Annotated in this window: 16 protein-coding genes; 12 read left to right on the plus strand and 4 right to left on the minus strand. The window is 61.0% G+C overall.

What is annotated here, in order from left to right:
* Window positions 1-159 precede the first annotated feature (159 nt).
* Together NMA58_RS17250 and NMA58_RS17255 are read right to left on the minus strand one after the other, a co-directional pair.
* Window positions 160-2,001: a DUF882 domain-containing protein gene (locus NMA58_RS17250; RefSeq protein ID WP_434711439.1), complete on the minus strand. Its 1,842-nt coding sequence runs from the start codon at window positions 1,999-2,001 to the stop codon at window positions 160-162.
* 178 nt (window positions 2,002-2,179) lie between these two features.
* Window positions 2,180-3,724: a sigma-54-dependent transcriptional regulator gene (locus tag NMA58_RS17255; RefSeq protein WP_434711440.1), complete on the minus strand. Its 1,545-nt coding sequence runs from the start codon at window positions 3,722-3,724 to the stop codon at window positions 2,180-2,182.
* Window positions 3,725-3,931: 207 nt separating this feature from the next.
* Between NMA58_RS17255 and NMA58_RS17260 the strand changes: the two genes are divergently transcribed.
* The 10 genes from NMA58_RS17260 (at window position 3,932) to NMA58_RS17305 (ending at window position 15,298) form a co-directional block, all read left to right on the plus strand.
* On the plus strand, window positions 3,932-5,788 hold the full coding sequence (locus tag NMA58_RS17260) for a M3 family oligoendopeptidase (RefSeq protein WP_434711441.1): 1,857 nt from the start codon (window positions 3,932-3,934) through the stop codon (window positions 5,786-5,788).
* 292 nt (window positions 5,789-6,080) lie between these two features.
* Window positions 6,081-7,187, plus strand: coding sequence for an aminodeoxychorismate synthase component I (locus NMA58_RS17265; RefSeq protein ID WP_434713447.1), 1,107 nt, complete (start codon window positions 6,081-6,083; stop codon window positions 7,185-7,187).
* Entirely contained in the window at window positions 7,184-7,813 is a 630-nt protein-coding gene (locus tag NMA58_RS17270; protein WP_434711442.1) for an aminotransferase class IV family protein, read from the plus strand. The genes NMA58_RS17265 and NMA58_RS17270 overlap by 4 nt, the downstream gene beginning before the upstream one ends.
* Before the next feature lie 2 nt (window positions 7,814-7,815).
* Window positions 7,816-8,100 carry a YciI family protein gene (locus NMA58_RS17275; RefSeq protein ID WP_434711443.1) on the plus strand — a complete coding sequence of 95 codons (285 nt, stop codon included), beginning with the start codon at window positions 7,816-7,818 and terminating at the stop codon, window positions 8,098-8,100.
* 167 nt (window positions 8,101-8,267) lie between these two features.
* Complete coding sequence (locus NMA58_RS17280) at window positions 8,268-9,719, plus strand: homospermidine synthase (protein ID WP_434711444.1); 1,452 nt, start codon at window positions 8,268-8,270, stop codon at window positions 9,717-9,719.
* Window positions 9,720-9,889: 170 nt separating this feature from the next.
* Window positions 9,890-10,264, plus strand: coding sequence for a hypothetical protein (locus NMA58_RS17285; RefSeq protein WP_221112618.1), 375 nt, complete (start codon window positions 9,890-9,892; stop codon window positions 10,262-10,264).
* A gap of 202 nt (window positions 10,265-10,466) precedes the next feature.
* Complete coding sequence (locus tag NMA58_RS17290) at window positions 10,467-12,464, plus strand: 5'-nucleotidase C-terminal domain-containing protein (protein WP_434711445.1); 1,998 nt, start codon at window positions 10,467-10,469, stop codon at window positions 12,462-12,464.
* Between the two features lie 123 nt (window positions 12,465-12,587).
* Window positions 12,588-13,622, plus strand: coding sequence for a ferrochelatase (gene hemH / locus NMA58_RS17295; protein WP_221112620.1), 1,035 nt, complete (start codon window positions 12,588-12,590; stop codon window positions 13,620-13,622).
* A gap of 185 nt (window positions 13,623-13,807) precedes the next feature.
* On the plus strand, window positions 13,808-14,839 hold the full coding sequence (locus NMA58_RS17300) for an SPFH domain-containing protein (RefSeq protein WP_085779402.1): 1,032 nt from the start codon (window positions 13,808-13,810) through the stop codon (window positions 14,837-14,839).
* Between the two features lie 3 nt (window positions 14,840-14,842).
* On the plus strand, window positions 14,843-15,298 hold the full coding sequence (locus tag NMA58_RS17305) for an NfeD family protein (RefSeq protein WP_085779403.1): 456 nt from the start codon (window positions 14,843-14,845) through the stop codon (window positions 15,296-15,298).
* Here the strand turns inward: NMA58_RS17305 and NMA58_RS17310 are convergent, their stop codons facing one another.
* Entirely contained in the window at window positions 15,299-16,294 is a 996-nt protein-coding gene (locus NMA58_RS17310) for a KpsF/GutQ family sugar-phosphate isomerase (protein ID WP_430957985.1), read from the minus strand. It lies immediately after the preceding gene.
* A gap of 140 nt (window positions 16,295-16,434) precedes the next feature.
* Between NMA58_RS17310 and NMA58_RS17315 the strand changes: the two genes are divergently transcribed.
* Window positions 16,435-17,967, plus strand: coding sequence for an outer membrane beta-barrel protein (locus NMA58_RS17315; protein WP_434711446.1), 1,533 nt, complete (start codon window positions 16,435-16,437; stop codon window positions 17,965-17,967).
* Window positions 17,968-18,023: 56 nt separating this feature from the next.
* Here the strand turns inward: NMA58_RS17315 and galU are convergent, their stop codons facing one another.
* Window positions 18,024-18,911, minus strand: a complete 888-nt coding sequence (gene galU, locus NMA58_RS17320; protein WP_430957987.1) for a UTP--glucose-1-phosphate uridylyltransferase GalU — start codon at window positions 18,909-18,911, stop codon at window positions 18,024-18,026.
* 204 nt (window positions 18,912-19,115) lie between these two features.
* Between galU and NMA58_RS17325 the strand changes: the two genes are divergently transcribed.
* Window positions 19,116-20,339, plus strand: coding sequence for a lytic murein transglycosylase (locus tag NMA58_RS17325; protein ID WP_085779407.1), 1,224 nt, complete (start codon window positions 19,116-19,118; stop codon window positions 20,337-20,339).
* The last annotated feature ends 27 nt before the right edge of the window (window positions 20,340-20,366 follow it).

The following is a 20,366-nucleotide window of genomic DNA, read 5'->3' on the forward strand; positions in this document are numbered from 1 at the left end:
TTCGCCGACGTCGCTCCTTCGATAAAAGCCGTCGGACCTTCCGGCGGCTTTTCTTTTGCGCCGGATCTTGCTGGCACTCCAACTGTCCAGCCGATCGAATAGTCAGAAGAAAACCGCCGGATCGCTCCGGCGGTTTTCGGTCTGACGCGATCGGCAAGCTCAGTTCGTATTGAACTTACGCACTTCCATGAAGTTGACGGCATTGCCGCTGAAACGGGCCGGGTCGACTGAGGCGGTCTTGACGTTGAAGCCCTCGGCATACACAGCGGTCGGTTGGGCGCGCATCGTCTGGCTGACGAAGCGCGGCGCCTTGACCTGTTTGGACGCCATTTCGAGACGGGCATTGGTCAGCGCCCACTGCGAGATCATCTTCTGCGTCAGCTTCGGCTCGGTACGCACCGTCGCGCGGCTGGCATCGGCTGCGGCCGCTTCCTTCTGCGTCGGACGGCCGCCCTTGACCGGGAGGGGCTGCGGCGCGGGGCTCTCGGCAGCCGGGGCGTCGAAAGCATCGCCGAAGCTTGCCGACTTCGTCGCCGGCGCCAAGGCAGCGAGCTGCAATGACGGCTTTTCGGCGGGCGCCTTTTGCGGCATCGCCGCGGCGATTGCCTGCTCCACGCTCATTTGAGGCTCATGCGAGGCGACCTGGCTTTGCGTATCCTTGTTCTGCTGCTCGAGCGCGGCGGCGATGGCAGGAGACAGGCCGCCATCCTGATCGGCCTCGTCTGCCTCCGCTTCGGGATCGGCATCCGCCGCAGCAAGCAGATTTTCAGCAACGGCAGGGCGCTCGACCGGAGTGGGAACTGGCATTCCGTTCTGCATGTTCGGATCGATCGACGCGACCTCGGCGTCACCCGGCGCGCGGCGCTGACCGAGAAGCGAGGGAACGGGAATGCTGTAGGCGCTGAGATCGGCGAATTGCTGTGGCTGGGCCTGATCGGCCGGAAGCGCCGCGACGAGGGCCTGCTGCGCGGCGTTACCCGAAGAGGGCGCCACCAGTGCGCTCGCCATTTCGCTGCCGGCCGGCTGGTTGCTGAAGGCCGGGCGAACCTGCGGCACCGGCGCGTTCAGGGCTGCGACCTCGGTCTGCTGTGGCTCGGCAGGAGCAGGCTCCGCCTTCGGCGGCGTCGCCTTGGCGACAGCAACGGGAGCCGAATCGTCGGAATCATCTTCCTGTTCGTCAGCCCCGCCGCCAAACAGCGCCTCAAACAGCGTCTTATGCTTCGGTGCCGATTCGGAAGCACTGGCGATCTCGATCTGCGTGCCGCTGACGCGGCGCTTGTAGTCGGCCATCGCTTGCTGATAACCGGGCAGCGGCTTGCCGTCGGCCGGGATATGAATGGTGTTGCCGTTCGGGAAAAGTCGGACAAGCTCGTCGCGGCTCATACGCGGCCAGGCGCGAACGCCGCCGACATCCATGTGGACGAAGGGCGAACCGGATTTCGGATAAAAGCCGACGCCGCCGATCTGCATCTTCATGCCGATGGCCCTGAGCGTCGCAAGCTTGACGTCGGGAATGAAGAAGTCCATCGCCTTGCCGAGCATGTGCTGGCTTTTTTCGGCGACGCCGGAATTGCGCGAGCGGCCGCGCAGCATCTCGTTGGTTGCCGGCGAACGGAAACCGCAGACGACGTTGATGTAGTCCCGCGAACCGCTCTGGCGGTAGACTTCCCAGATCAGGTCGAACAGGCGCGGATCCATCTTGGTCGGCTGGTTCTTGCGCCAGTCACGCAGGAACCGGTTCAGTTGCTCCAGACCCTTCGGGTCGAACTTGCCGTTACGCTTGTAGGTGATGACGGCCTTTTCGCCGGTATGGATGAAATAGAGCTTGAGGCTGCGGGTTTCGCCCGCTGCTTGAGAAGGCGTACCGACGAATACCGGCGAGGAAACCGCAAGCGCAAGAAGGGCGGCCGCCGCCGTCCTCACTGCCTTTCCGCAAATGTCGGCGCACAAAGAACGCCAGCTCAAGCGCGAAGGCTTGGAATTCCCATTCAGATTCGGCAACTCGATCCCCGTCAGACAGACAATGTCCCGTACTGTCCCAGATGACTGTCAAATGCGGTCACACGATGGCAAAAATGCCACACATGATCAACCTTTTCTTTACATAGTGAACGAGCCACTAACAAGTGGTTTATGATCAGTAACAAATCGTGGTTGCCCGAGTCTTAATAAATAAGGCCTAAGCCGCATCTTTCTGGGGATTATCGGGATCTATGCCGTAATCTTTGAGCTTGCGATAAAGTGTGGACCGGCCGATGCCAAGTTTGCGCGCCACTTGACTCATCTGCCCACGATAGAATTTGAGCGCGAATCGGATGAGCTCCTCCTCAACGTCGGCAAGTTTGCGCACGTCTCCGGAGGGATTGACACTGGCAATGGCGTTTTCGGAAGTCTCCGACAGGCGGTGATGCACCTCACTTGGCATCGGCGCCTGGTATTCCTCGCCATAGGCTTCATCCGGGTCGAGGCCGGTATTGTCGGCAACGAGCGCCAGGTGGTCCACCACTTCATATTCTGGAAGCTGGGCGGCGATTTGCGGGAAATCCGCCTCCGTCAGCTCCGGCCCTTCGGCGAGAACGACCGCACGGAAGATCGCATTTTCGAGCTGGCGGATATTGCCCGGCCAATCATAGGCGGTCAGCAGTGCCAACGCGCCTGAATTCACGGTCATGCGGCGGCCGCTCTTCTGCTCGCTGGAGAAGCGGTCGGTAAAGACGCGCACCAGATGCGGGATGTCTTCCTTGCGCTTGCGCAGCGCCGGAATGGTAATCGGGAAGACGTTGAGGCGATAATAGAGGTCCTCGCGGAAATGGCCGTTCTTGACCTCTTCGATCAGGTCCTTGTTGGTCGCGGAGATCAGCCGGACATTGACCTTGTGCGCGGTGCGCGCGCCGACCGTCTCGATCTCGCCCTGCTGCACGGCCCGCAGGAGTTTCACCTGCACCTCGAGCGGCAGGTCGCCGATCTCGTCGAGGAAGATGGTGCCGCCATCGGCTTCCATGAATTTGCCGATGTGACGTTCGGTCGCGCCGGTAAACGCGCCCTTCTCGTGGCCGAAGAGGATGCTTTCGACGAGGTTGTGCGGGATCGCCCCGCAATTGACGGTGACGAAAGGCTTGTTCGAGCGGTCGCCGCCGGACTGGATAGCGCGGGCCACCAACTCCTTGCCGACGCCGGATTCGCCTTCGAGCACGACGGGAATGTTGGACTGGGCCGCCCGCTGGGCCAGATCGATGACGCGGATCATCGCCGGGCTGGCCGAAACAATGTCGTCGAAGCCGACGGAGCCCGAGCGCGACCGGCGTCCGGCCCGCGCCTTCACCTCGCGCTGGTCTAGCTTCATCGCGTTGGAGATCGAGGTGGCGATGCGTTCGGGCGACACCGGCTTGACGACGAAATCGAAGGCGCCGGCACGCATCGCCTGCACCACGGTCTCGATGCCGCCCTGGCCCGTCTGGACGATGACCGGGATCTGCGTGCCGAATTCGTGAAGCGCGTCGAGAAACTCGAGGCCGGTCATCTCGGGCATCATCAGATCGAGCACGATGACATTGAAAAGGCCGCTGTCGCGTTTGACCATTTCCAGGCCGATGCGGCCGTTTTCGGCCTGGTGCACGACATGGCCGTGACGCTCGATTGCGTTCTTGAGCAGACGGCGTTGCACCGGGTCGTCCTCGACCACGAGGATTTGCCCTGCTCCCTTGAGCTCATTGTAACCGGTCATTGTCGCTCCACTTCATGCGAAACCATGAAGCGCACTCTGGCAGAAAGGCTTGAACATCCAGTTTTGAGAAATAATTGCATTTTAACGATTGCGAAGGCCCGATTTCGTGCCGAAGCGAGGCCTTTTATGCGCCGAAAGACCCTTGATGCGGGGCCTTCTCGCGCTTATTCAAGCAGACCTGTCATAAAGTGGAGAGGAATTGCGCCCATGAAAATCGAGCCCCTGCACGCCGGTTTTTTTTTCTCGCCAGCAACACCAGCCGGGGCGGCGGCCGATCCGGCGCTCGGCGACCTGCCGGTTTGGAAGCTGCAGGATCTTTATCCCTCCGCCACGTCCACCGCCTTCGTCGCCGACATGGAAAAGGCCGGCAAGGCCGCGATCGCTTTCGAAGAAAAGTGGAAGGGCAAACTCGCCGAAGCGGCAGCGAAGACCGGCACCGAAGGCATCGGCGCGGCGCTGAAGGAATATGAGGCGCTTGACGACATCATGGGCCGCCTCGGCTCCTTTGCCGGCCTCACTTATTTTTCCGACACCACCAATCCGGCAAACGGCAAGCTCTACGGCGACGTCCAGGCCAAAATCACCGAATTCTCGGGCCATCTCCTGTTCTTCGCGCTCGAGCTGAACCGGATCGACGACGCCGTGATCGACGCCTGCATGGCCAATGACCCCGATGCCGGCCATTATCGCCCCTGGCTGATTGACCTGCGCAAAGATAAGCCCTATCAGCTCGATGACAGGCTGGAGCAGCTCTTCCTCGAGAAGTCGATGACATCGGCCTCCGCCTTCAATCGCCTCTTCGATGAAACCATGGCGGAGCTTCGCTATGAGATCGATGGCGAGAAAGTGCCGCTCGAGGTGGCGCTGAACATGCTGCAGGAGAAGGATCCGGAAGTGCGCCGCAAGGCGGCCATGGCGCTCGCCGAAACCTTCAAGGCGAATATCCGCATCTTCACGCTGATCACCAATACGCTTGCCAAGGACAAGGATATCTCCGACCGCTGGCGCGGCTTCGAGGATATCGCCGACTCCAGGCATTTGGCAAACCGCGTCGAGCGAGAGGTTGTCGACGCCTTGGCCGCAGCCGTCCGCGAAGCCTATCCCCGCCTTTCCCACCGCTATTATAGAATGAAGGCGAAATGGCTCGGCATGGAGCAGATGAATTTCTGGGACCGCAACGCGCCCCTTCCGGAAACGTCGAGCGCCGTGATCTCCTGGTCCGACGCGAAGGACACGGTGCTATCGGCTTACGGCAATTTCGCCCCCGAGATGGCCGATATCGCCAGGCGCTTCTTCGACGAGCAATGGATCGATGCCCCGGTTCGCCCCGGCAAGGCGCCTGGCGCCTTCGCTCATCCGACGGTTCCCTCGGCACACCCTTACGTGCTCGTCAATTATATGGGCAAGCCACGCGACGTCATGACGCTTGCCCATGAACTCGGCCACGGTGTCCATCAGGTTCTCGCCGGCGCGCAAGGCGCATTGATGTGCCAGACGCCGCTGACGCTGGCCGAAACCGCGTCGGTCTTCGGCGAGATGCTGACCTTCCGCGCGCTGCTGGAAAAGACGACCGACAGGCGCGAGCGCAAGGCGATGCTTGCCCAGAAGGTCGAGGACATGATCAACACGGTCGTGCGCCAGATCGCCTTCTACGAATTCGAGCGCAAGCTGCACACCGCCCGCAAGGCAGGCGAACTCACCGCCGACGACATCGGCGAACTCTGGCTCTCCGTCCAGTCGGAAAGCCTCGGGCCGGCGATCAATATTTCAGAGGGCTACGAGACCTATTGGGCCTATATCCCCCACTTCATCCATTCGCCCTTCTATGTCTACGCCTATGCTTTCGGCGATTGCCTGGTCAATTCGCTCTACGCCGTTTACCAGAAGGCCGAGAAGGGCTTCCAGGAAAAGTATTTCGAACTGCTGAAGGCCGGCGGCACCAAGCATCATTCTGAACTCTTGAAGCCTTTCGGCCTCGACGCCACCGATCCGTCGTTCTGGAGCCAGGGCCTGTCGATGATCGAAGGGCTGATTGATGAGTTGGAAGCATTAGATCAGGGGTGAATTCTCGTCGCCAGGAGCGGAGAGGCAGCAATGAGTCTCTTCTCCCCTCGGGGGAGAAGGTGCCGGCAGGCGGATGAGGGGGCGACATAGCAGAAGCTGTCCTTCGCATCTGCTCAGGACGTCGCTCCGCCCCCTCATCTGCCCTTCGGGTATCTTCTCCCCCATGGGGAGAAGAGGGAAGTATCTCACCCTCCCCATCTCACCTCGAGCAATGGAGAGCAGAACAAATTGAAAGTGTCGCGTGGCCGACCAACCCTATATCCTTTTTCGCGACGACACGACCGACGAGGTGATGCTTTTCGCCAAGCCGGCTGAGATCATCGTCGCTCGGACGCGCAGCGAATTCTTCGCCGGCCTTGTCCGCATGGAAGAGGCCAAGGCCGAGGGCAAATGGCTTGCGGGCTACATGGCCTACGAGGCCGGATACCTCTTCGAAGAAAAACTCGCTGCCTTCGCCGGAGAAGGTCGCGAAACGCCGCTCCTCTGTTTCGGCGTATTCGATGCTCCGCAGCCGGACACACACCCGCTCGCCCAGCCGAAACAGCGTCTCGAAAACGAGGAATTCCTCACCGCACCGAAGGCCGCCTGGGATTTCCCTATATATAAAGAGCGTTTCAACCGCCTTCACCAGCACCTGCGGCTCGGCGACGCCTATCAGGCGAACCTCACCATGCCGATCGAAGCCCGCTGGAGCGGCGATCCGCGCGCCGCCTTCTGGTCGCTGATCGAACGCCAGCCGGTGAAATACGGTGCGCTGGTCGATCTCGGCGGTCCGGTCATCCTGTCGCGTTCACCTGAACTGTTTTTTCGCACCGATGAAGAGGGCTGGATCGAGACCCATCCGATGAAAGGTACGGCAAAGCGTGGCACCACTGCCGCCGAGGATGCCGAAATCATCGCGGCCATGCGGACAGATATCAAGACGCAGGCCGAAAACCGCATGATCGTCGATCTCCTGCGCAACGATATCTCCCGCATCACCGAGGTCGGCACGCTCGATGTACCGAAGCTCTTCGACGTCGAGACCTATCCGACCGTCCACCAGATGGTCAGCCATGTGCAGGCAAGACTTCGCCCCGGCCTTTCGATCCGCGATATTTTTGCCGCCCTCTTCCCCTGCGGATCGATCACCGGAGCGCCGAAGATACGGGCGATGGAGATCCTGCACGCACTCGAGGATGACCCCCGCGACGCCTATTGCGGTGCGATCGGCATGATCTCGCCGACCGGCGCCATGCGTTTTTCCGTCGCCATCCGCACCGTCACGCTTTTTGGCGGCGGCAGGGCGGTCTTCAATGTCGGCGGCGGCATCGTCTTCGATTCCACCGCCGAGGCTGAATATGAGGAATGCCTGCTCAAGGCCCGCTTCGCCGTTGGCGACCAGTGGATCGCGCGATGACCGATTTCTCGCTGATCGAGACACTGCGCTGGCAGCCCGGCGACGGCTTCATCCGCCTGCGCCTGCATCTCGCCCGGCTTTCCCGCTCCGCCCGCCGCCTCGGCTTTCCGCAGCCGCTCGGCGCGGCGGCGAAGCTCGATAAAGCCGTCAGTGAGGCAAAGGGCCCCCTGCGCATCCGCATGACCTTCGACGCACAAGGCCGCATCGACGTGACGAGCGCGCCCTTCGTCCCGTTGGCGCCTGATACAGTCTGGACCGCGCGCCTCGCCGCAACGCGCCTCGATTCCGCCGACCGGCTGCTGCGGGTCAAAACCACGCGACGCGCCGTCTACGAAACCGCGCGCTCCGAATATGCTCAAGCGGAAGCCGACGAAGTCATCCTCTTGAACGAACACGACGAGGTCTGCGAGGGCACCATCACCTCCATCTTTCTCGACGACGGAAGCGGCATTTTACGCACTCCGCCGATCTCCTGCGGCCTGCTAGCCGGCGTGCTGCGCACCGAACTCATCTGCGCGCGTAAGGCCCGCGTCGGTCGCTTGAGCCTCGCTGATCTCGATGCCGGCACGCTCTATGTCGGCAACTCGCTGCGCGGCCTGATCCGCGCAAACCTCCTCAGGAATTGACCATGTTCATTCTCTCCCTCACCTACGCTAAATCCAGCGACGAAGCCGACAGGCACATGGAGCCGCACATGGCCTGGGTGAAGGACGGTTACGCCAAGGGCTGGTTCCTCGCCTCCGGCCGTAAGGTGCCGCGCACCGGCGGCGCGATCCTCGCCATCGGCGACCGTGCCGCAATCGAAGCCTATGTCGCCGCCGACCCCTTCACCGTCCACGGCGTCGCCGAATACGAAATCACCGAACTTGCGATAACGACGACGGTCGAAGGATTGGAAATCCTGAAGCGGTGATTTTTCGGTCAGGGCATCTTGTCGCGCCGATATTTGGCCTTTCCCCGTCAACACTCTTTATTGTGACGGCGTTTTGTGGTTAGAGCCGGTCACTTCGCAATTTCTGCGGCAATCTCACAAGAATTCTTCAGGCTGAGCGCCTTCGTCCCCTTCCACAGGAGAAAAGAATGACGGAACAGAACTATCCGGTATATGCCGAAATTACCGGTCCGATCGTGATGATCGGCTTTGGCTCCATCGGCCGCGGCACCCTGCCCCTGATCGAGCGCCACTTCAAATTCGACAAGAGCCGGATGGTCGTCATCGACCCGCGTGAAGAGCCCTCCGATATGGAGATCCTGAAGAAGCACGGCGTTCGCCACATCAAGGAATATGTTACCAAGGACAATTACAAGGAGCTGCTGAAGCCCCTGCTGACGAAAGGCGAAGGTCAGGGCTTCTGCGTCAACCTCTCGGTCGACACCTCCTCGCTCGACATCATCAAGCTCTGCCGCAAGCTCGACGTTCTCTATATCGATACGGTCGTCGAACCCTGGCTCGGCTTCTATTTCGACAAGGGCATGAGCAATGCCGACCGCACCAACTATGCGCTGCGCGAGACGGTGCGCAAGGAAAAGGCGAAATATCCCGGCGGCGCCACCGCCGTCTCCACCTGCGGCGCCAATCCGGGCATGGTCTCCTGGTTCGTCAAGCAGGCGCTCGTCAACCTCGCCAATGATACCGGCGTTAAATTCGAGGAACCGGACCAGCACGATCGCGAAGGCTGGGCCAAACTGATGAAGAAAGTCGGCGTCAAGGGCATCCACATCGCCGAGCGCGACACCCAGCGCACAAAACATCCGAAGCCGCTCAACGTCTTCTGGAACACCTGGTCCGTCGAAGGCTTCATCTCCGAGGGTATGCAGCCGGCCGAACTCGGCTGGGGCACGCACGAGCAGTGGATGCCGAAGAACGCCAAGAAGCACAAGAAGGGCAACAAAGCGGCGATCTACCTGGAGCAGCCGGGCGCCAACACCCGCGTGCGCACCTGGTGCCCGACCCCCGGCCCGCAATACGGCTTCCTCGTCACCCACAACGAATCGATCTCGATCGCCGATTACTTCACGGTCCGCGACAAAGACGGCGAAGTCACCTTCCGTCCGACCTGCCATTATGCCTACCATCCGGCCAACGACGCCGTGCTCTCGCTGCATGAGATGTTCGGCAACGGCGGCACCCCGCAGCCGGTCCACCACGTTCTCGACGAGGACGAGCTCGAGGACGGCATCGACGAACTCGGCGTCCTGCTCTACGGTCATGAGAAGAATGCCTACTGGTATGGTTCGCGCCTGTCGCTGGAAGAAACCCGCCGCATCGCGCCTTACCAGAACGCCACCGGCCTGCAGGTGACCTCCGCCGTTCTCGCTGGCATGGTCTGGGCGCTGGAAAACCCCAAGGCCGGCATCGTCGAAGCCGACGAGATCGATTACAAGCGCTGCCTCGACGTGCAGATGCCCTATCTCGGCCCGGTCGAAGGCCACTATACCGACTGGACGCCACTAGACGGCCGTCCCGGTCTGTTTCCTGAGGATATCGACACCAAGGATCCCTGGCAGTTCAGGAACATCCTCGTTCGCTGACATTGTCAGTGCAACTTTGAAGATGCCCGCCGCGAGGCGGGCATTTTTGTAACGCTGGCTGTATAAATGCCGTCCCCACTGCTCCAAGCCTTGCCATCATGGCAGACGCACGCCATGTTTTGCCCGAACTTGGCGGGTGACCGCCACGCCGATTCGCCGGGAGAAGCCTTATGAAAATCAGAACTGGTCTCGTTCTTGTCGGTGCAGCGGCCACTCTTGCCGCCTGCGTTTCATCAGGACCGCAACAGCGACCGATCGCGGTCGCGCCGCCTGCAACAAACTCTGTTGAAGGCGAATGGACGGATGCCAACGGCTTGACCTCCGCCTTCACGAATGGACAATTCGTAACCCGCACCAGCGACGGAACGAACACGCAGATGGCGTCGGGAACATATACAACCACCCCCGACGGAATCATTCAGATAAACCTTTACTCGAATGTTAAGCGGACGTCTTCGCTTGTTAATTGCGCTTTGAGCGGCACGAGTCAGCTGAATTGTACGACTGCAACGAATTCGCAGTTCACGCTTACACGTCGTTTGTAACGCTTCAACATGGCCCTGCGAAAGCTCCCACTCGGGAGCTTTTTTGTTTTGCGGCCTCTTGGAAAGCGCCGCAGCAAACCCAGCTTCCCTCTTGCGACTATGCGTCGTTTGTTGAAACATCGGCACGCGGGATACCGCCTGACACTACGATAGGGATCGGCGAGGATCAGGGGGATCTCTCGCCTCAATCAGGAGAACAGGGATGACGAAGTCTTTAAGCTTCGGTCTTTTGACCGCGTCCATGCTGGCGCTGAGCGCGGGCGCCGCCTTTGCCGATTACGAACTCAATATTCTTCACATCAACGATTTCCATTCACGCATCGAGTCGATCAACAAATTCGATTCCACCTGCTCGGCCGAGGAGGAAGGCAAGAAGGAATGCTTCGGCGGCGCCGCCCGCCTGAAGACTGCGATCGACCAGCGCCGCCAGGCGCTGTCGGGCAAGAATGTCCTTCTCCTGAATGCCGGCGACAATTTCCAGGGCTCGCTCTTTTACACCACCTACAAGGGCGCGGCCGAAGCCGAATTTTTGAATCTGATGAAGTTCGACGCCATGACCGTCGGCAATCATGAATTCGACGACAGCGAGGATGGGCTTGCGACCTTCCTCGACAAGGTGCAATTCCCCGTCGTGACCGCGAACGTCAAGGCGAGTGCCGTCTCAAAGCTCGGCGACCGCATCAAGCCCTCGCTGGTGCTCGATGTCGGCGGCCAGAAGATCGGCATCGTCGGCGCCGTCACCAATGATACGCCGGAGCTCTCCTCGCCCGGCCCGAATGTCACGATCGAAGATGACGTTCAGACGATCACATCAGCCGTGCAGGACCTGAAAAGCCAGGGGGTCAACAAGATCATCGCGCTGACCCATGTCGGCTATCCCCGCGACCTAGCGTTCATCGCCAAGATCCCGGACGTTGATGTCGTGGTCGGCGGCCACTCCCACAGCCTGCTTTCCAATACCGATCCGAAGGCCGAAGGCCCGTATCCGACGATGGTCGACAACCCCGGTGGCTATAAGGTGCCGGTCGTTCAGGCCGCCTCTTACAGCAAGTATCTCGGCGACATCGTTGTCAACTTCGACGACAATGGCGTCGTCAAGGATGCCAAGGGCGATCCAATCCTGATCGACTCGTCCTTTACACCCGATCCGGCCGTCGTCACCCGCGTCGCCGAACTGGCAAAACCGATCGAAGAACTGCGCAAAAAGGTGATCGGCTCCTCCGAAGGTCCTATCGAGGGCGATCGCAAGGTCTGCCGCGTCAAGGAATGCTCGATGGGCAATCTGGTGGCCGACGCCATGCTTGACCGTACGAGGAGCCAGGGCGTCACCATCGCCGTTCAGAATGGCGGCGGCCTGCGTGCGTCTATCGACGGCGGCGATGTCACGCAGGGCGAAGTCATCACCGTCCTGCCTTTCCAGAACACCCTCGCCACTTTTGAAGCCACTGGCGCGGAAGTCGTCAAGGCGCTTGAGAACGGCGTCAGCCAAATCGATCAGGGCGCCGGCCGCTTCCCGCAGGTCGCCGGCCTGAAGTTCTCGTTCGACCAATCGAAGCCTGTCGGCAGCCGCGTCAGCGATGTTCAGGTGAAGGAGGGCGACAATTTCGCGCCAATCGATCCGGCCAAGACCTACAAGATCGCCACCAACAACTTCATGCGATCAGGCGGCGATGGCTATTCGATCTTCAAGGAAGGCAAGAACGCTTACGATTACGGTCCAGATCTCGCCGACGTGACTGCCGACTACGTGGCCGCGCATTCGCCCTATAAGCCCTATACCGATGGCCGTATCAACGAGGTGGCGCAGGCCGCGCCCGCACCCTCCGCGGAACCGGCGCCCGCCGCTCCGGCACCCGCGGCCCCTGCGCCTGCAGCTCCCGCTCCATCTGCCGAACCGAGCCCGGCTCCGGCAACGCCCGCTCCCGCAGAACCGGCGCCAGCACCTTCTGCACAGGCTCCCGCTGCAGAGCCCGCACCGGCCCCGAGCGCCGCTGCTCCAGCCACGGAGCCTGCCCCGACCGCCGCTCCCGCATCCGCCACGCCGTCCACCCACGTCATCGCCGAGGGCGACACATTCTGGGATCTCGCCGAGACCTTCTATGGCGATGGTACGCTGTGGCGGAAGCTTTCGGATGCCAATGGCAAGCCCAACCCACGTCATCTGACGGTCGGCAAGGAGATCCAGGTTCCCGCAAAGTAAGACGATTTGTCTCGACACCATAGGCCGGCCCGGGGTTTCCCGGGTCGGCTTTTCTTTCTATAGGGTGAACCATGTTCTCGAGGCTGCGTATCAGCCGACGAGACAACGACCGTTGGGGCCAGAATGACAGCAGATATTTCACTCCGTCCGGCAGATCATCCAGCCATCAAATCAGGCAAGATCGGCGTCCTGCTGGTCAATCTCGGCACGCCCGACGGCACCGACTACACCTCAATGCGCCGCTATCTCAAGGAGTTCCTGACCGATCGCCGCGTCATCGAATGGTCTCGCTGGAAGTGGTATCCGATCCTCTTTGGCATCGTGCTCAACACCCGTCCACAGAAAGTCGGCAAGGCCTATCAGTTGATCTGGAACAAGGAGAAAAACGAAAGTTATCTCCGCACCTACACGCGCAACCAGTCGGAACTGATGACCGAGCGCCTGCGGGATCTCGAAAATGTCAAGGTCGACTGGGCGATGCGCTACGGCACGCCGTCGATCGCTTCGCGCATCGACGCGCTGAAGCAAGAAGGCTGCGATCGTATTGTGCTTTTCCCGCTTTATCCGCAATATGCGGCGGCGACGACCGCGACGGTCAACGACAAGGCCTTCCAGCAGCTGCTCACCATGCGCTGGCAGCCGGCGCTGCGCACCGTGCCCGACTATCATGACGACGAGACCTATATCGAGGCGCTCGCCCAATCCGTCGAAAAGCACCTTTCGACGCTCGACTGGAAGCCGGAAATGCTGCTCGCCTCCTTCCACGGCATTCCGATGTCCTATTTCAAACAGGGCGATCCTTATTACTGCCAATGCCAGAAGACCGGCCGGCTGCTGCGCGAGCGCCTCGGGCTGACCAAGGAAAACTTCATGGTCACCTTCCAGTCCCGCTTCGGGCCGGAGGAATGGTTGCAGCCCTATACCGACAAGACCGTGGAGAAGCTCGCTCAGGACGGCGTCAAGCGCATCGCCGTCATCAATCCCGGCTTCGTCTCCGACTGTCTGGAAACGCTCGAGGAGATCGCCGAACAGGCCGCCCACTCATTCCATGAGAATGGTGGCGAGAAGTTCGCGCATATCCCCTGCCTCAACGACAGCGAGGACGGCATGACGGTGCTGGAAAAGGTCGTTCGCCGCGAGCTGCAGGGCTGGGTCTGAGAGACTCTCGACAGAAAGCTGGGGCCGGACAAGTCGCCGGTAACAGTCGGGTGACGTAGCCGAGGCGGAACCTCCTTCTCAGTTGGAGTCGGGGCGGTTGCGCCCTCATTTCTTCCTCGCAAATAACGTGCTAACTCACCACATCAGTTGGGCAGGCGCGCATGCGCCGATGGGAGGAATTTTTCATGCTGTTCGGCGGCTTCGACATCGTCGTGATCGTGCTGGTCATCTTCGTCATTTTGGTGCTCTTTGCCGGGATCAAGACCGTACCGCAGGGCTATCGCTACACCATCGAGCGCTTCGGCCGTTATACCCGCACGCTGGAGCCGGGCCTCAACCTCATCACTCCCTTCATCGAGCGCGTCGGAGCGCGAATGAACGTGATGGAGCAGGTACTGAATGTGCCGACCCAGGAAGTGATTACCAAAGACAATGCCTCGGTTTCAGCCGATGCCGTCGCCTTCTTTCAGGTTCTGAATGCTGCCCAGGCCGCCTACCAGGTTTCCCACCTCGAAAATGCCATCCTCAATCTCACCATGACCAACATCCGCTCGGTCATGGGCTCCATGGATCTCGACGAACTGCTTTCCAACCGCGACGCGATCAATGACCGGCTGCTGCGCGTCGTCGATGAGGCGGTGCAGCCCTGGGGCATTAAGGTCACCCGCGTCGAAATCAAGGACATCCAGCCGCCGCGCGACCTCGTCGATGCGATGGCCCGCCAGATGAAGGCCGAGCGCGAGAAGCGCGCCCAGGTACTGGAAGCCGAAGGAGCGCGCAACGCGCAGATCCTCAGGGCCGAGGGCGCCAAGCAATCCGCCATATTGCAGGCAGAAGGCCAGCGCGAAGCCGCCTTCCGCAACGCCGAAGCCCGCGAGCGACTGGCCGAGGCCGAAGCCAAGGCGACGAAGATGGTCTCCGAAGCGATTGCCGCCGGTGATGTTCAGGCGATCAACTATTTCGTCGCCCAGAAATACACCGAAGCGCTCGCCTCGGTCGGCTCGGCGCCCAATTCCAAGATCGTGCTGATGCCGATGGAAGCCTCTTCCATCCTGAGTTCGCTCGGCGGCATCGGCGCCATCGCCCGCGAAGTCTTCGGGGACGCCGGCAATCCGCCGCCGCCTTCCCCGCCGCGTCCGCGTCCCGCGCCGATCCGCTCTACGCCGCCGATCAATCCGCCTGCCCCCAATCCCTTCAATCCGGATCAGGAGCGATAAGCCATGCTGGCGAAGATCATCGCCGAACTCGGTCCATGGAACTGGTGGGTTGCGGGCCTCGTGCTGCTCGCCGCCGAAATGATCGTGCCCGGTTTCTTCCTCGTCTGGATCGGCCTCGCGGCCTTGATCGTCGGCGCACTGTCGCTGCTTTTCTGGGACAGCGCCTTCTGGGTCTGGGAACTGCAAGCGATCCTTTTTGCGGTTCTGGCCGTCGCCACGACCTTTGCCGGCCGCCGGCTGACGCTGCGCAGCGCCGAGACCGACGAGCCCTTCCTCAATCAGCGCGGCGCAAGTCTTGTCGGACGCACCGCCACGCTGCAGGAGCCGATCCGCGAGGGCCGCGGCCGCATCCGCCTCGACGATACGCTATGGCAGGTAATGGGGCCCGATTTGCCCGTAGGAACACAGGTGAAGGTCATCTCATGTCATGGCCGCGACCTGCGGGTCGAACCGGTCTGATCAGGCGACGCCGATCCGCAGCAGGTCATGGAAGTGCACCAGCCCGATCGGCCTGATATCCTCATCGATGACGATCAGGGCGCCGATGTGGTGCTGGTTGAGCAGCGCCAGAGCCGCCGTCGCCAGCACTGTGGGTTTCACCGTCTTCGGCGTCGTCGTCATGATGTCGTCGACGGCAAGCTCAGCAAGATTGCGGCTCAGGTTCCGAGCCATGTCGCCTTCGGTGACGATGCCGCAGAGCCGCCCATCCTCGTCAAGCACGCCGACGCAGCCGAAATGCTTGCGCGACAGCACCGTGATCGCCTCCGGCATCGGCGTGCCTTTGGCAACGAGCGGCACCTTCTCGCCGGTATGCATGATATCGGCGACATGCATCAGGCTCGCACCCAGCTTGCCGCCGGGATGAAAAACGTGGAAATCGGTGGCGGAAAAGCCCCGCGCCTCCAGGAGTGCGACCGCCAAGGCGTCGCCGAGTGCAAGCTGCATCAGCGTCGAGGTCGTCGGCGCCAGCCCGTTGGGGCAGGCTTCCTGTTCATTCGGGACCAGAAGCACGATATCGGCGGCCGTCGCAAGCGAGGAAGCTTCGCTGCAGGTGATCGCGATCAAGGGGATCGAGAAGCGCCGCGTGAAGGAAATGATACTCTTGAGCTCGGCGCTCTCGCCGCCTTTGGAAATCGCCAAGACGACGTCATCGCGCGCGATCATGCCGAGATCGCCATGATTGGCTTCGGCCGCATGCACGAAAAAGGCGGGGGTGCCGGTCGAGGCGAATGTCGCCGCGAGCTTGGTACCGATATGGCCGCTCTTGCCGACGCCGGTAACGATGACCCGGCCGGAGATGTCGCCGATGATTTCGACGGCGCGGGTGAAAGGGCCGGCCAGTCCGTTGTCAAAGGCCCGTTCGAGCGCTTCAAGACCGCGTTTCTCGGTCTCTATCGTGCGTTTTGCCGATTCGAGCACGCTGTTTTCAACGAGTTTGATCGCTCTTCTGTTCATGGAGATGCGTTAGACCTTTTCACTTTCCAAGTCCACCCCGCACCATTTCCGAATTGTGAACAGCGCCCGCCGGCGACAACGAATGATTAACCACAAGGCTTTACCTTTGAGTAAGAACCGAAAGCATGTCAGGCGAGTGAATGGGCCAGCCAAAACAGACGAGCAGTGTGACGCCGCTCCGCGCGATGAGGCGTGTCGTCTGCTTTACTGCGTTCGGCACACTGCTGTTCGGCCAGACTGCAGCACTCGCACAGTCCGCCTCACAGCAGCCTGTCGCAAGCCGCTCCGCCAGCCCGGACAATCGCACTACGAACAATGCCGCAGCCGGTTTCGATGACGAAATCAGCGTTTCTACCACTCCTGTGGCAACGGGTGCGGCGGGAGATCCGGACGATACCCAGCAGAGGCCCGCCATACCGGACGCGCAATCCGGTGACGACATTACCGGCTCCATCCTCGATGAGGACATGCGCCGACTGAACACCCGTGAAGCGCGGATCGACGAGACGCCGCCGATCCGCAGGGCTGGCGAAAATGCCTCGACGGCAGAAACACCCGGTATTCCGATCGGCACTTTCGTGCTCCGCCCGAGCGTGACCCAAAGCATCAACACCGAGACCACCAAGGACGGCAATACCAAGCAGCGGCGCGCTTTCCTCGAAACGGACGCAGCCGCGACGCTCACCTCCGACTGGGGACGGCACCAGCTGACCGTGACCTCGGAAGGCGCCTGGCAGAGGAATATCAGCGGTGAAGGCGAGGAGCAGCCGTCCTTCAAGGTCAACGGCGATCTCCGGCTGGACCTTCCCGACGACACGGTCGCGCAGCTCACGGCCGGCTATAATTTCTACCGCGAGGATACGGACGATCCCGACGCCATCGCCGATGCCACACAGCAGTCCGACGTGCAGGAGTTCACCGCCGGCGCCTCCGTCCAGCGCGATTTCGGCATCCTGCGCGGCACGACGGCGCTCGCCCTGAACCGTTCGATCTATTCCGACGCCACGCTTGCGAACGGCACGACCGTGGCGTTGAGCGATCGCAATCAGACGACCGGTACGCTGCGCGGTCGCGTCGGCTACGAGCTGTCGCCGGCGCTCATCCCATTCATCGAGGCCACGATCGGCCGTACGATCTACGACGAGACGCGCGATTCCGCCGGTTACGAGCGCTCAAGCCATAGTTATGGCGCCAAAGCCGGCGTCGAGGTCGACCTCGGCGAAAAGCTGAAGGGTGAAGTCGGCGTCGGCTACGAAAGGGCGGATTTCGAAGACAACCGGCTGGCCTCGATCGATACGGCCACGCTCGATGCGAGCCTGCTCTGGTCTCCGATCCGCGGCACCGACGTCAATCTCGACCTGCAGACGAGCATCCAGCCCTCGACCACCGCCGGCGAGAGCGGCTACGTCTCGCATGCGCTGACGACGACGGTCACCCACCAGTTGCGCGACAATCTGGTCGGAACCATGATCGGCGGCGTCATATGGCGCGATTATCCCACTGACAGCACCATCAACGACGAGCTCGTCTATACCGCGGCGACCGGACTGACCTGGAACATCAACCGTTATCTCGATCTGACCAGCACGCTCGGCTACGAGCTGACGACGCGCAAGGACGGCGACGACTCGCGGCAATGGCGCGCGGGGGTCGGCCTCAAGCTGAAAAGATAAACGCCACGCTTCGATGGAAGGCGCGGCGTTTATCAATGACAAGTCTGAGTGAAGCCTTACTTCAGCCCGGCAAGCAGTTCCTTGAAGCCGCCTTCGACCGACGGACGGATATCAGCACGTTCGAGGGCGTAGGCGACGTTCGCCAGGATGAAGCCGTCCTTGGCGCCGCAGTCGTAGGTCGTGCCGCGGAAATGGTAGCCGGCGAAATCCTGTTCCTTCAGTAGCTTCAGCATGCCGTCGGTGAGCTGGATCTCGTTGCCGGCGCCACGTTCCTGAGTTTCGAGGATCTTAAAGATCTCCGGTTGCAGGATGTAGCGGCCGTTGATGAAGAAGTTGGACGGCGCCGTTCCCTTGGCAGGCTTTTCCACCATGCCGGTGATGCGGAAGCCTTCGCCGATCGCTTCGCCGACGCCGACGATGCCGTATTTATGAGCCTGATCGGGCGCACATTCCTCGACGGCGATGATATTGCCGCCGCTCTGGCCGTAGAGATCGATCATCCCCTTCATGCAGCCCTTGTCGCCCTTCATGATCATATCGGGCAACAGCAGCGCGAAAGGTTCGTCGCCCACGATCTCGCGGGCGCACCATACGGCGTGGCCAAGGCCGAGCGGCTCCTGCTGGCGAGTGAAGCTTACCGTTCCTGCCTTCGGCAACTGCTCGGCAAGAAGGGTAATTTCCGCTTCCTTGGCGCGCTCGCGCAGCGTCTGTTCCAGCTCGAAATGGATGTCGAAGTAGTCTTCGATAATGTGCTTGTTGCGTCCGGTAACGAAGACCAGATGCTCGATTCCGGCTTCGAGCGCCTCATCGACGACATATTGAATGATAGGCTTGTCGACAACGGTCAACATTTCCTTCGGAACAGCCTTCGTTGCCGGCAGGAACCGCGTTCCCAACCCTGCCACCGGAAAAACTGCCTTACGAACTTTATTGTGATGCGCCACACAGGCCTCCTGCTTTGACTAAATCGCCTTTTAAATAAAGCCGTTCATGTCTGACTAGTATAGAATTGCTACTGTTTTGCAATGGTGACCGCCGCGGGCCGCCATGGTAAAGAATTTGTTGACTCCGTTCCTGTAGTCTCGGGTCTGGGCGGACATGATGCCCCCTGCTACACCGAAAACTGAAGATGACGGATACGACTGTCGATGATCCAGAATCACAAAAACTCCCTTCGTGGCCTTGCTCTCGCCCTCGTTGTCGCCGCCCAGGTGGGGCTGGCCCCCGACAACGCGAAAGCCGATTCCCGGTTCCAGAAATGGATCGCGGACTTTTACCAAACAGCCGCTGAGAGTGGCATCAGTAAGGCAACTTATCAAAAGGCCTTTTCCGGGGTGAGCGAACCCGACCCGACCGTGCTCGAAAAGGCGGCCTATCAACCGGAATTCACCTCGAAGATCTGGGATTACATTGATTCCCGCGTTAACCCCTACACCGTCAGGATAGGCCGCGAGATGGCCGTCAAGCATGCGCGGACGCTCAATGCGATCGAGCAGCGCTTCGGCGTCGACAAGACCATTCTGCTCGCGATCTGGTCGATGGAATCGAATTACGGCGCGATCCTCGACAAGGACGACCGACTGCACTATGTGCCGCGCGCACTGGCAACCCTCGCCTATGCTGATCCGAGCCGGGCCAAATTCGCCAAGAAGCAGCTGGTTGCCGCGCTGAAGATCCTCCAGAACGGCGATGTGCCGGCACGTCAGATGACCGGCTCCTGGGCGGGCGCCATGGGCCACACTCAGTTCATCCCGACAAGCTATCTGCTCTACGCTGTCGATGCCGACGGCAACGGCCATCGCGATATCTGGAATTCGGTGCCGGACGCGCTGGCGACCTCGGCCAATCTCCTGATGAAGAACGGCTGGGATACTGGCAAGACCTGGGGCTACGAGGTCGTCGTCCCCGCGGCAGCCGCCAAGCAGATCGGCAAGACCCATACGCTCGCTCAATGGGCGGAGCTCGGCCTGAAACGGCCGAATGGCAAGGCCTTCCGCGACGGCGGCACCAAAGCCGTATTGAAAATGCCGGCCGGAGCCGGCGGCCCCGGCTTTCTGATGACGGCAAACTTCTTCACCATCAAGAACTATAATGCGTCGGACAGCTATGCGCTTGCCGTCGGCCTGCTGGCCGACCAGATCGCCGGCTATGGCGGCATGCAGCAGCGCTGGCCGCGTCCCGACGGCGCGCTCGACATCACCGAGAAATTCGAGCTGCAGACTCGTCTCAAGACGCTCGGATATTACAATGGCGAGGTCGACGGCAATTTCGGCTCAGGTTCGAAAGCGGCGATATCGGCCGTGCAGGAGCGAATCGGCATGCAGCCGGACGGCGAGCCCTCGTTGCCGCTTCTGAACGCGCTTCGCCGCTAGAAGCGGCCCAACCGTGACCTACATAGC

The organism is Rhizobium sp. YTUHZ045, from assembly GCF_051124255.1.
In the GTDB taxonomy this organism is placed as follows: Bacteria; Pseudomonadota; Alphaproteobacteria; order Rhizobiales; family Rhizobiaceae; genus Rhizobium.